This is a genomic window from Kutzneria chonburiensis, assembly GCF_028622115.1.
Taxonomy (GTDB): Bacteria; Actinomycetota; Actinomycetes; order Mycobacteriales; family Pseudonocardiaceae; genus Kutzneria; species Kutzneria chonburiensis.
The window spans coordinates 1188734-1200879 of sequence record NZ_CP097263.1 but is presented as its reverse complement, the minus strand read 5'-3'; the positions used below and the strand labels follow the sequence as shown (position 1 = coordinate 1200879).

Below are 12146 nucleotides of genomic sequence, written 5' to 3'. Positions count from 1 at the left end.
GCGCGTCATACTTGCCTCCATGCGGCACGTCCGGTCCGCATGTGACACGGGCGGTGTGCGCGGGGGTGCGGGTTTGGTTAGGCCAGCAGCTTCTCGATCAGCGCCAGCTCCTCCGCGCTGAAGTCGAGGTTGGCGGCCGCGCCGACGCTGTCCTCGATCTGACGGACGCTGCTCGCCCCGACCAACGCGGACGTCACGTTGCGCAGCACCCACGCGATGGCCATCTGCGCCAAGGTCTGGCCGCGGCCCTGTGCGACCTCGTTCAACGCCCGCACCCGATCCAGTTGCGCGGCAACGCCTTCGCTGGTGAGGAAGGGGCTGTCACCGGCGGCCCGCGAGTCCTCGGGGATGCCGTTGAGGTAGCGGCCGGTCAGCAAGCCCTGCGCCAGCGGGGAAAACGCGATGGAGCCGGCGCCGGCCTCGTCCAGGGCGTCGAGCAGACCGTCCTCCACCCAGCGGTTCACCATGGAGTACGACGGCTGGTGGATCAGCAGCGGCGTGCCCAGCTCCCGCAACACGGCGGCGGCCTGGCGGGTCTGCTCGGCCGAGTAGTTCGACACGCCGACGTAGAGCGCCTTTCCTTGCTGCACAAGGGAATGCAGCGCGCCCATGGTCTCTTCGACGGGTGTCTCGGGGTCGGGGCGGTGGTGGTAGAAGATGTCCACATAGTCCAGACCCATGCGCCGCAGGCTCGCGTCCAGGCTGGACACCAGGTACTTGCGGGAGCCCCACTCGCCGTACGGGCCGTCCCACATCAGGTAGCCGGCCTTGGTGGACACCAGGATCTCGTCCCGGTACGGCCTGAAGTCCTCGGCGAACAGCCGGCCGAAGTTCTGCTCGGCCGAGCCGGGCGGCGGGCCGTAGTTGTTGGCCAGGTCGAAGTGCGTGACGCCGAGGTCGAAAGCCCGGCGCAGGATCGCCCGCTGGTTCTCGATCCGGTCCACGTCACCGAAGTTGTGCCACAGTCCCAGCGACACGGCCGGCAGTTTCAGCCCGCTGCGGCCCACCCGGCGGTAGGGCATGGCCTGGTATCTCGCCCCATCGGCGACGTACGGCATTCGACACTCCCGATCAGCTGCGGATCATCCGCGTGGAAGCCTAACCCGGCCGCCACTCCGGGTCGGCGAGCTTGCGTTCCAGCAGATCGGCGTCGACGATCCGGTAATAGCGGCGATCGGTGATCAACACGCCTTCCTGGCGCAGCAGGGCCAGGCCGTACTCCACCGACTTCGGCGACGCTGTCACCAGCTGGGCCAGCTCCGCCTGCGTCACGCCGCGCACGACCCAGCCGTCGCCCAGTGGCTCGCCCAGTTCCCGAGCCAGGTCGAGCAGCTGCCGGGCCAGGCGCGCCGGCACGTCGAGCGAGGCCCGGTACTCCTGACGCCGATCGGCCAGCGAAAGCCTGTGCCGCAACAGATCCGTGACGAACCGCAGCACGTCCGGGTCTTCCTCGGCCAGCGTCAGGAACCGGTGTCCCTCCACGTGCACGGCGCGGCCGGGCGTGCGGGCCACGATGGTCGCCGACCGACTGGCCCCGGACAGCACGCCGATCTCGCCCAGCACCGCACCCGGTCCGTAGAAGCCGAGTATCGAATCGACGCCGTTCTGACCGGGCAGCACCACCTTCACCGAGCCGGTCTCGATCAGCAGCACCTCGTCGCTCTCCTCGCCGGCGACGCACAGCAGGTCCCCGCCGCGAAACGCCGCCGGCCGCCCATGCGCCCGGAGCTTGGCCCTCACGGTCTCGAAGTCCACGCTCTGTTTGCTACCAGGTCAGCGGCCGGCATGGGAGCGGTACGCACCGGCTTCCCCCGAGCGGCGGTCACGGCACGGCGTGCCCGCGGGCCGCCGTCCACAGCCGGTACCACTCGACGGTGGTCATCGCCGCAGCCTGCGCCTCGGCGTCGGCGCAGGCCCGGATGCGGTCCGGGTTGGACGTGCCGAGCACGGGTTCGATGCCGGCCGGATGCCGCATCAGCCAGGCCAGCACGATGGCCTCGGCGGTGGTTCCCTTCTCCGCCGCCATGGCGTTGACCAGCTCGTACGCGGCCTCGTCGCTCGCCGCCCGCGGCGCGCCGCTGTAGATGCCCTGGGCCAGCGAGCCCCACGCCTGGATCCGCACGTTGTTGGCCCGGCAGTACTCGATCGTGCCCTCGGGGAAGCTCAGGCCGCTGCCCTCCGGGTGGTTGACCAGCACGCCGGACTCGACCCAGTCGCGCCGGTGCAGGCTCATCTCCAGCTGGTTGGCCACCAGCGGCTCGTCGAGATGCCGTTGCAGCAAGGACATCTGGCCGGCCGACATGTTCGACACGCCCAGCGCCCCGACCTTGCCGGCGTCCCGGAGCTCGCCGTACGCGTCGGCGACCTCGGCCGGGTCGAGCAGCGGATCCGGGCGGTGCAGCAGCAGGACGTCGACCCGCGCCACGCCGAGACGGCGCAGGCTGGCATCGACCCGTTCCAGGATCGCCGGTTTCGACAGGTCGTAGTACGCCTGGAGACCGCTTTCCCCGAGCCGGATCCCGCACTTGGTCTGGATCTTGACCCGGCCGGCCAGCGCCGGGTCGCGCCGCAACACCTCGCCGAAAACCTGCTCGGCCTTGCCGACCCGGTAGATGTCGGCGTGGTCGAACCAGTCGATGCCGATCTCCACCGCCGCGTGCACGGCCCGCTCGGCCGCCTCCACGTCGGCGCCGGTGAACGGCGCGTCGTCCCAGGTGCCGCCGAGGCCCATGCAGCCGTAGATCATGGTCACGCCCCGACTCTAGAGCGGCGGCCCGGCCCGCGCGCCTCCTGGAAGGCGAGATCCGGCACGGCTATTCTGGATCGCGCGCCGTTGTTCGCCGCCGACCATGGGGTTTGCCGAAGCATGAGCGACTCGTCCGCCGTCCTGCCGGGATATCCGGACCCGCTGTGGATCCAGGCGGTGACGCTGGTGCGCGGGGAGATCGAACGCGGCATCCTCAAGCCGGGCATGCGACTGGCCCCGGAACGCGAGCTGTGCCAGCAGCTGGGCATCAGCCGGGTGACGCTGCGCCGGGCGCTGGGCCACCTGGTCGAGGAAGGCGTGCTGAGCGCGTCGCGCGGCCGCGGCTGGTACGTCAGCCAGACTGCACAGCCGCGTAAAGAGTGGCCGAACACCCTGGAGTCGTTCACCGAGACCGCGGCGCGGATGGGCCTGCGAGCGCGGTCCGAGGTGGTGCAGAACCGCGTCGACCCGGCGACGATCGACCAGGCCGAACAGCTGGCCATCGCGCCCGGCACGCAGCTGTACACGCTGGAGCGGGTCCGGCTGCTCAACGACATGCCGATCGGCCTCGACCTGACCCGCATGGCCTTCGCCCTGGCCCCGGAGCTGCCGTCGCTCGACTTCGGAGAGCGCTCTCTCTATGCCGCGCTGGCCGAAGCCGGCATCGAGCCGGTGCGGGCCGACTCGACCATCGAGGCGACCAAGGCCGACGACCGCACCGCCCGACACCTGGAGATCGACCCCGGCGAGCCGATACTGGCCATGCATCAGGTGGCCCTCAACGCCAACGGCGAACCACTGTTCACATCGACCATCCGCTACGTCGGCGAGCGCTACCGCCTGCGGACCTCGTTCAGCCGCGTGTCGAACTGACCACCCCTTTCACGAAGTCCGGACCGGCCGTTTCCATGTCGGCGAAGGCCTGGTCGACCTGGTCAAGGGCGTACCGGTGGGTGACCAGCGGCGCGTAGCTGAAGCGGCGCTGGGCGATCAGGTCCAGGGTCACGGCCATGGCGGCGATGGTGCGGGTGCGGTCGGGACAGAAGCCGTTGACCACGGTGACGCCCTTGTACCAGAGGTCCATGTCCATCTTGGCGTCGCCGGCGTGGTGATAGCCGATGACGTTGAGCGTGCCGAAGGGACGTACGAGTCGGCCGGCAGTGGCCAGGCCGGGCGTCACGCCGGTGGCTTCGAGCACCACGTCGAAACGGGCATCGGCGACATGGCCGGACTTTCCGACGTACTCGGCCGGCAGCTCGTCCGGCGCGAAGACGACATCCGCGCCTTGCGAGAGCGCTCTCTCGCGGCGAACGGGATCGGGGTCGACGCCCAGGATGAGGCCTGGCGCATGACGTTTGGCCAGTTGCAGCAGACCGAGACCCATGAAGCCCAGACCGACCACGGCGACCCGACTGCCGGCCGCCACCGGCGATCGTGAGAGCGCTTCCTCAAGGACGGCGATCGGCTCGCCGAAGGCGTGGGCGGGCTCGATGCCGGCCGGCACGGGCAGCAACGCGGCAGCGTCCATTACGGACAGTGAAGCGAAGCCCTCGCCGCCGAGACCGGTGACAAGATCGCCTTCGGTCCAGCGTGTGGCCTGATTTCCGACCGCCACGACGCGACCGGCGATCTCGTGGCCGAGGCGCAGCGGCGCCGCCGCGGGGTCATGATCACGCCAGGCCGACAGGTCGGACGTGCAGACACCGCACGCCAGCACCTCGACCAGCACCTGGTCGGCCGCCGGCGCCGGATCGGGCAGCTCGGCGACCTCCGACTTACGCGGGCCGACCAACTGGCTGAGTCTCATGCTCGTCTCCGAGTGGTTTGAAGTGGTATGCGGTGGACTGGTGACCTGTCCCACCGCTCAACCGCCGCACCACATGCTCGCATCACGTTTCCATAGCGTCACTACTCTATTCAGCCGCTAGACAGTAGCGTGCCGTCTGACCACGCTGGTATGCCGTGGTATGCATCTGGTACGTCGTCCGTCAGGGCGTGAAGGGAGCCGACCCATGCGCACGGTGCTCAGGAAGCTCGGCTTCTACCTGCTCACCGCCTGGGTCGCGATCAGCCTGAACTTCCTGATCCCCCGGATCATGCCGGGCGATCCGGCCGAGCACCTGATCAACCAGTTCCACGGCAAGCTCAGCCCGGCGGCCATCCAGGCCCTGCGGGTCCTGTTCGGACAGCCGGACGCCAGCATGTGGACCCAGTACCTCAACTACTGGCGCAGCATCCTGACCGGCGACTTCGGCATCTCCTACGCCTACTACCCGGCCGACGTGAGCACCGTGCTGGGCCAGAGCATGTACTGGACGCTCGGTCTGATCACCGCGTGCACCATCCTCGGCTTCCTGATCGGCACCGGCCTCGGCATCGTGGCCGGCTGGAAACGGGGCAGCTGGCTGGACTCGCTGATACCGGTGACCACGTTCCTGTCGTCCATCCCGTACTTCTGGTTCGCCATCATCATCGTGCTGGTCTTCGCCATCACGCTGAACTGGTTCCCGTTGTCCGGTGGCTACTCGGTCGACACCACCATCGGCTTCAGCGGCGACTTCATCGCCAGCGCGCTGTACTACGCGGTGCTGCCGGCGGCGACCATCGTGATCACCTCGGTCGGCGGCTGGCTGATCAGCATGCGGAACATGATGGTGACCACGCTGTCCGAGGACTACGTGCGGCTGGCCGAGGCCAAGGGGCTCTCGAAGCGCCGGGTCATGTACAAGTACGCGGCCCGCAACGCGATGCTGCCGTCGCTGTCGGGTTTCGCGATGTCGCTGGGCTTCGTGATCGGCGGCTCGATCGTCACCGAAGTGGTCTTCAACTACCCCGGCCTCGGCACCACGTTGTTCAAGGCGGCGCAGGCCGCGGACTACCCGCTGATGTCGGCCATCTTCCTGCTGATCACGATCATGGTGCTGGTGGCCAACCTGCTCGCGGACGTCGTCTACGTGTTCCTCGACCCGAGGACGAGGGAGGCCTGAGAGATGGCGATGCAACCCGCGGTCCTCGCCGAAGCGACCGAACCCGGTGAACCCGAGGCCGGTCGGCTGTGGCTGCGCGCGCTGCGCGCCCCGCTGACCCTGACCGGCGTGATCATCACCCTCGTTTTCATCGTGCTGGCGGTGATCGGGCCGTGGATCGCGCCCTACGACCCGTCGGCGGTCAGCGACGCGGCCACCGCTCCACCGTCGGTCGACCACTGGCTGGGCACCACCCAGAACGGCCAGGACATCCTGTCCCAGATGCTCTACGGCGCACAGGCATCGATGTTCGTCGGTCTCGGCGCCGCGGTGATCACCACCATCCTGTCGGTGCTGGTCGGCGTCACCGCCGGCTATCTGGGCGGCACCAGCGACGAGCTGCTTTCCTTGCTGGCCAACGTGTTCCTCGTGCTGCCGGGCCTGCCGCTGACCATCATCCTGGCTGCTTACCTGCCGCACAGCGGCTCACTGGGCATCATCCTGGTGATCGCGCTGACCGGCTGGGCCTGGGGCGCCCGGGTGCTGCGCGCGCAAACGTTGTCCTTGCGCAAGCGGGATTTCGTCGAAGCGGCGCGGGCCACCGGCGAACGTACGTCGAAGATCATCCTGCGGGACATCCTGCCCAACCAGCTCGCGGTGATCGCCGCGTCCTTCCTCGGCACGGTGACCGGGGCCATCCTGACCCAGGCCAGCCTGGCGTTCCTCGGCCTGACCGACGTCACGCAGTGGTCGTGGGGCACGATCCTGTACTGGGCCCAGGCCGACAGCGCGCTGCTGACCAACTCGTGGTGGTGGTTCGGGCCGGCCGGCCTGGCCATCGCCCTGATCGGGACTGCCCTGTCGCTGGTCAACTTCGGCATCGACGAGTTCATCAACCCGCGGCTGCGGCAGGCCGGCATCGGCACCAGGAAGGCGCAGAAGGCCCAGATCGCCCGTAAGCGCGGCAAACGGGTCAAGCGATCCGGGCCGCGGCAGCCGCGACCGGCGGGCACGCCGTTCACGGCCGACAGCACGGACGTCATCCTGGACGTCCGCGGCCTCAAGGTGAACTACGGCGCCGTCACCGCCGTCGACGACGTCTCGTTCACCTTGAGGCGGGGGAAGTCCTGGGTATCGCCGGCGAGTCCGGCTCGGGAAAGTCCACTTTGGCCTACGCCATCACTCGGCTGCACAAGCCGCCGGCCGCGATACCGCAAGGCGAGATCCGGTACACCAACCCGGACGGGTCCACTGTGGACGTTTTGGCCATGGACGACGAGCAGCTGCGCGCGTTCCGCTGGGAGGAGCTGTCCATCGTCTTCCAGTCGGCGATGCACGCGCTCAACCCGATCATGCGCATCGGCGAGCAGATCGAGGACGCGCTGGTGGCCCACCGGCCCGGCAGCACCGCGCCGGAACGGGCCGCGCGGATCGTCGAACTCCTCGGCATCGTGGGCATTCCGGCCGACCGCGCCAACTCCTACCCGCACGAGCTCTCCGGCGGCATGCGGCAGCGGGCGATGATCGCGGTCGGGCTGGCCCTCGACCCGGAGATCATCGTCATGGACGAGCCGACCACCGCGCTGGACGTGGTGATCCAGCGGCAGATCATCGACAAGATCATGGAGCTCAAGGACCGGCTGGGCTTCTCGGTCATCTTCATCACCCACGACCTGTCGCTGCTGATCGAGATGTCCGACACGATCGCCGTGATGTACGGCGGCCGGATCGTGGAGATGGCCGCGGCCGACGACTTCCACGAGCGGCCGCAACATCCCTACAGCCGCGGTCTGCTGGAGTCGTTCCCCACGCTGAGCGGCCCGAAGAAGGAGCTGTCCGGCATTCCCGGCTCGCCGCCGGACCTACGGCGGCTGCCCAGCGGCTGCTCGTTCCGGCCGCGCTGCCCAGCCGTCTTCGAGGCCTGCGCCGAGCACGAGCCGCGGCTGTACCGGATCGGCGCGTCGTCGGCCGCCTGCCTGCTGTATTCCGATGATCACGCCGTGAAGATGGGTGAGAGCGCATGACCGCACCGGTGTTGGAGGCCGTCGACGTCACGAAGCACTTCCCGGTGCGCGGCCTGGTCAAGCGGGGCGGCGGGCGGGTCGTGCACGCCGTGGACAACGTGTCGCTGAAGCTGTACGCGGGCCGGATCACCGCCCTGGTCGGTGAATCCGGCTCGGGAAAGTCCACTTTGGCCCGTCTGCTGGCCCAGCTGTACCCGGTGACCAGCGGCGAGATCCGCCTGCACGGCACGCCCGTGCAGGCCACCCGGGGCAAGGCGTTCCGCGACCACGCCAGCAAGGTTCAGCTGATCCTCCAGGACCCGTTCGCCTCGTTCAATCCGGTCGCCTCGATCCTCAGCACGCTGCGCCGCGCGGTGTCCATCCATCACGGCGACAAGCGCGGCGACGAGCAGCTCGCCGTGATCGACGACCTGCTCACGCAGACGAACCTGGTGCCACCGCGCCAGTTCACCCAGAAGTTCCCGCACGAGCTGTCCGGCGGGCAGCTCCAGCGGGTGTCCATCGCCCGCGCGCTGGCCGCCAGCCCGGACGTGTTCCTGGCCGACGAGCCGGTGTCCAGTTTGGACGTCTCCATCCGGCTCGGCATCCTGAACCTGTTGCGGCGCTTGACCGAAGAGCGCGACGTGGCCATGCTCTACGTCACGCACGACATCGCGTCGGCCCGTTACTTCGCCGCCGACACGGCCGTGATGTACGCGGGCGAGATCGTCGAGACCGGGCCGTCGGAGACCGTGACCCAGCAGGCCGCCCACCCGTACACGCAGCTGCTGATCTCCTCTGCGCCCGACCCATCACGCAAGGATGCCAACCGGGTCAAGGACATCGGCCAGCCGCCCAGCCTGATCTCGCCGCCGAGCGGCTGCCGGTTCCATCCGCGCTGCCCGTTCGCGATGGACCGCTGCAAGCAGGAGAAGCCGCCGACCTTCGAACTCGCCGACGGCCACACCGCCCGGTGCTGGCTGTACGCGGACAAGCCCGACACGCCGGAAAGGGCCGATGCCCAGTGACCAACGAGGTTCACATCACCAGAAGGACCCTGCTGGCGGGCATGCTCGCCACCGCGGGTGGTCTCGCCGTCGCCGCCTGCTCGCCCGGCGGCGGCTCGGGGTCGTCGGCCAACGGCCTGACGGTCACCGTCGCCGGCCAGTCCGACAACCTGACCCAGGTGTTCAACCCGTTCCTGGAGAACACCGCGCTCGGCGTCACCTACAACGGCTCCTTCATCTACGAGCCGCTGGTGCAGATCAACACCGCCGACATCGGCAAGGACATCCCGTGGCTGGCCAAGTCCTGGGAGTGGTCGGACGACAACAAGACCTTCACGGTCACGTTGCAGGACAACGTGAAATGGCACGACGGCAAGCCGTTCTCGGCCGACGACGTGGTGTTCTCCTACCAGCTGCTGAAGAAGTACCCGGCACTGAACCTGCAGGGCGTGCCCGAGGCCGAGGTCAGCACGCCGGCCCCGAACAAGGTCGTGTTCGCCTTCAAGGACCCGTCCGAGCAGCTGTTCCCGAGCATCGTGTCGGCCCCGGTGGTGGCCAAGCACCTGTGGGAGTCGGTCAAGGACCCGACCACCTACCAGGACCCGAACCCGGTCGGCACCGGCGCGTTCAAGGTCGGCCAGTTCTCGCCGCAGAGCCTGCTGCTGACCCGCAACGACGACTACTGGCAGACCAAGGCGGCGATCGCGGCCATCCGCTTCGTGCCGTACAAGGACAACTCCACCATCACCAACGCGATGGTGCAGGGCCAGGCCGACTGGGCCGGCGCCTACATCGCCAACGCGGACAAGACCTTCACGTCCAAGAACAAGAACTACCACTTCTGGGCGCCGCGGGCCGGCACCGACGGCCTCATCCCCAACCTGGAGCGCTGGCCGCTGTCGGACATCGCGGTGCGCAAGGCGATCAGCCTCGGCGTCAACCGCAAGCAGGTGGCCGCGGCCAGCGGCGAGCAGCCGGCGACCAGCGTCACCGGCCTGCCGCTGCCGACCTACCAGTCCTCGGTGGCCAAGGCGTACAACGGGGTCGGCTTCGTCGAGGACAAGAACAAGGCCATGCAGACCCTGGAGGCCGCCGGCTACACCAAGGGCAGCGACGGCTACTACACCAAGGACGGCAAGCGGGTCGAGTTCAGCTGTAGCTTCCCGGCCTCCTACACCGAGATCGCCGCACGCGTGCAGGTGCTGGTGTCGCAGCTCAAGGACATCGGCATCAAGCTGAACATCGACACGACCACCGTGGACGACATCAACCCGCGCACGGCCAAGGGCGACTTCGACTCCACCATGGGCTACCCGGTGAGCCCGACGCCGCGGGCCTTCTCGTTCTACAACGACACCATGAACCCCAACCTGTACTACCCGATCGGCCAGTCCACGCCGTCGTTCCAGAACATCGAGCGGTTCAAGGACGACGAGGCGGCCGCGCTGTTCAAGCAGTACCCCCTGGCCACCACCGACGCGGCGCGGCAGGACATCCTGGACAAGATCGAGAAGGTCTTCGTGGAGAAACTGCCGTGGATCCCCATGTTCTACTGGGGTTCCTACAGCAGCTGGAGCACGGCCAAGGTGACCGGCTTCCCCGACCCGGACAGCCCGTACTTCACCGCCGTGCCCAACGTGGTGGTGGCGCTGAGGTTGAAGCCGGCGTGACCGCCGACCTCGCCGTCATGGCGTACACCGTGCTCGACCAGGCTCGCGCCGATCTCGACGGCACGTTCGCCCGGCTGGCCGAGATCGGCTACCGGGGCGTCGAGACCTACGGCCTGGTCGAGCACTTCGGTCCGGCGCGGGTACGGGGCGCGCTGGACGCGGCCGGGCTGGCCGTGACGAGCGCGCACGCGCCGTTCCCGGCCGGCCCGGACGCAGAGTCCATTTTGGACCAGAACCAGGAGCTCGGCGCGGAAGTCCTGGTGTGGAGCATGGAACGGGAGGAGTTCGACTCGCCCGACGCGATCAAGCGCGGCGTGCAGCGGGTGAACGTGGCCGCCGAGCACGCGGCCGCCCGCAGCATGAAAATCGCGTACCACAACCACTTTGCCGAGTTCTCCCAGTTCTTCGACGGCGTGCAGGCTTATGACCTACTGCTGTCGCATATGGACGATCGTGTGCTGGTGGAGTTGGACGCGTACTGGGCGGTGTTGGGCGGGGCCGATCCGGCCGAGATCCTGACCCGGCTCGGTGACCGTGCTCGGTTCATTCATGTCAAGGACGGGCCGGCCGTCAGCTATTCCGATGACGTGATGGTGCCGATCGGCGAAGGCCGGATCGACTGGCGGCAAACGCTTTCCGTGCCGTCCGGGCTGCGCTGGCACATCGTCGAGCTGGAACGGCTGCACATCGACACGTTCGAGGCGCTGCAACGCAGTTACGACTATCTGGTCGGCAACGGACTCTCGCTGGGGGCGCGATGAAGGTGCTGTTCCTCGGCGGAGCTGGCATGATCGGCTCCGCCTGCGCGGACGAGGCCGTTGCGTCCGGTTTGGACGTCACGGTCATCACGCGCACCGAGCCGAAACGGCAGCCGCCGCCCGGGGTCCGTGCCCTGCGGGCCGACATCCGCGACGCTTCTCAGCTGGTGGCGGTGTTGGGCGACGAGGAGTTCGACGCGGTCGTGAACTGGGTCGGCTTCTCGGTCGACGACGTCCGTGCGCATCCGGAGGTGTTCGCCGGGCGGACCGGGCAATACGTGTTCATCAGCACGTGCTCGGTGTTCGCCCGGCCGGTGCCGCAGCTGCCGGTAACCGAGTCGACGCCGCGCCGCCAGCCGGTGTTCGGCTACCCGCGCGGCAAGATCGCCTGCGAGGTGTTCCTGGAGAACGCTTTCCGGGAGAGCGGTTTCCCGCTGACCATCGTGCGGCCGGCCCACGTCTACGACCGAACCGTGGTGCCGGTGTTGGCCGGTTGGACCGCGATCGACCGGATGCGGGCCGGCCGGCCCGTCGTTGTTCATGGCGACGGAACATCCCTGTGGACCCTCATGCACTCCCGGGACTTCGCACGGGGTTCGTGCCGCTGCTGGGCAACGGGCACGCGGTGGGCGAGAGCGTGAACGTGGTCTCCGGCGACATCCTGACGTGGGACCAGATCCACCTGGAGCTGGCCGCGGCGGCCGGTGTGCGGGAGCCGATGCTGTGTCACCGGTCCAGCGAGACCATCGCCGAGGTGTTGCCGGGCTGGCGGGACGTGCTGGTCGAGGACTTCCGGCACTCGATGTTCTTCGACACCGGCAAGCTGCGCTCGCTGGTGCCGGGCTTCACGCCGGCGGTGTCGTTCGCCGAGGGCGCCCGGGAGCTCGTCGCGCACCACGACAAGGAGCCCCGGCTGCGGTCGGTCGACGAGGACCTGAATTCCGCGTTCGATCGACTCATCGAGCAGACCGCTACAAGACCAAAGTAATACCACTT

12 protein-coding genes and 1 pseudogene are annotated in these 12146 nt (G+C 68.4%); 9 read left to right on the top strand and 4 right to left on the bottom strand.

Going from position 1 to position 12146, the window contains the following annotated elements:
• Positions 1–77: 77 nt before the first annotated feature.
• The 3 genes from mgrA to M3Q35_RS05705 all read right to left on the bottom strand — a co-directional run bounded on the left by mgrA (position 78) and on the right by M3Q35_RS05705 (position 2746).
• Positions 78–1058, bottom strand: a complete 981-nt coding sequence (gene mgrA, locus M3Q35_RS05715) for an L-glyceraldehyde 3-phosphate reductase (protein ID WP_273940572.1) — start codon at positions 1056–1058, stop codon at positions 78–80.
• Positions 1059–1098: 40 nt separating this feature from the next.
• A complete protein-coding gene (locus M3Q35_RS05710) occupies positions 1099–1755 on the bottom strand; it encodes a Crp/Fnr family transcriptional regulator (protein ID WP_273940570.1) in 657 nt (218 codons plus the stop codon).
• A gap of 67 nt (positions 1756–1822) precedes the next feature.
• Positions 1823–2746: an aldo/keto reductase gene (locus tag M3Q35_RS05705; RefSeq protein WP_273944265.1), complete on the bottom strand. Its 924-nt coding sequence runs from the start codon at positions 2744–2746 to the stop codon at positions 1823–1825.
• 120 nt (positions 2747–2866) lie between these two features.
• Between M3Q35_RS05705 and M3Q35_RS05700 the strand changes: the two genes are divergently transcribed.
• Complete coding sequence (locus M3Q35_RS05700) at positions 2867–3619, top strand: GntR family transcriptional regulator (RefSeq protein ID WP_273940569.1); 753 nt, start codon at positions 2867–2869, stop codon at positions 3617–3619.
• Here the strand turns inward: M3Q35_RS05700 and M3Q35_RS05695 are convergent.
• Complete coding sequence (locus M3Q35_RS05695) at positions 3600–4553, bottom strand: zinc-dependent alcohol dehydrogenase (RefSeq protein WP_273940568.1); 954 nt, start codon at positions 4551–4553, stop codon at positions 3600–3602. The genes M3Q35_RS05700 and M3Q35_RS05695 overlap by 20 nt on opposite strands.
• Before the next feature lie 205 nt (positions 4554–4758).
• Here M3Q35_RS05695 and M3Q35_RS05690 point away from each other — a divergent pair, with 205 nt between their 5' ends.
• The 8 genes and pseudogenes from M3Q35_RS05690 to M3Q35_RS05655 all read left to right on the top strand — a co-directional run bounded on the left by M3Q35_RS05690 (position 4759) and on the right by M3Q35_RS05655 (position 12138).
• Positions 4759–5733: an ABC transporter permease gene (locus tag M3Q35_RS05690; RefSeq protein WP_273940567.1), complete on the top strand. Its 975-nt coding sequence runs from the start codon at positions 4759–4761 to the stop codon at positions 5731–5733.
• A gap of 3 nt (positions 5734–5736) precedes the next feature.
• A pseudogene (locus tag M3Q35_RS05685) lies at positions 5737–6612 on the top strand (ABC transporter permease); the annotation flags it as partial.
• 266 nt (positions 6613–6878) lie between these two features.
• Positions 6879–7736: an ABC transporter ATP-binding protein gene (locus tag M3Q35_RS05680; RefSeq protein ID WP_273940566.1), complete on the top strand. Its 858-nt coding sequence runs from the start codon at positions 6879–6881 to the stop codon at positions 7734–7736.
• Entirely contained in the window at positions 7733–8743 is a 1011-nt protein-coding gene (locus M3Q35_RS05675; RefSeq protein WP_273940565.1) for an ABC transporter ATP-binding protein, read from the top strand. The genes M3Q35_RS05680 and M3Q35_RS05675 overlap by 4 nt, the downstream gene beginning before the upstream one ends.
• Entirely contained in the window at positions 8740–10392 is a 1653-nt protein-coding gene (locus M3Q35_RS05670; protein ID WP_273940564.1) for an ABC transporter substrate-binding protein, read from the top strand. Before M3Q35_RS05675 ends, M3Q35_RS05670 begins: the two co-directional genes overlap by 4 nt.
• Positions 10389–11153 carry a sugar phosphate isomerase/epimerase family protein gene (locus tag M3Q35_RS05665; RefSeq protein WP_273940562.1) on the top strand — a complete coding sequence of 255 codons (765 nt, stop codon included), beginning with the start codon at positions 10389–10391 and terminating at the stop codon, positions 11151–11153. The genes M3Q35_RS05670 and M3Q35_RS05665 overlap by 4 nt, the downstream gene beginning before the upstream one ends.
• The gene (locus tag M3Q35_RS05660; protein ID WP_273940560.1) at positions 11150–11791 is read left to right on the top strand and encodes an NAD-dependent epimerase/dehydratase family protein; all 642 of its coding nucleotides are present in this window, start codon (positions 11150–11152) and stop codon (positions 11789–11791) included. The genes M3Q35_RS05665 and M3Q35_RS05660 overlap by 4 nt, the downstream gene beginning before the upstream one ends.
• Complete coding sequence (locus M3Q35_RS05655) at positions 11776–12138, top strand: NAD-dependent epimerase/dehydratase family protein (RefSeq protein WP_273940559.1); 363 nt, start codon at positions 11776–11778, stop codon at positions 12136–12138. Before M3Q35_RS05660 ends, M3Q35_RS05655 begins: the two co-directional genes overlap by 16 nt.
• Positions 12139–12146: the final 8 nt, after the last annotated feature.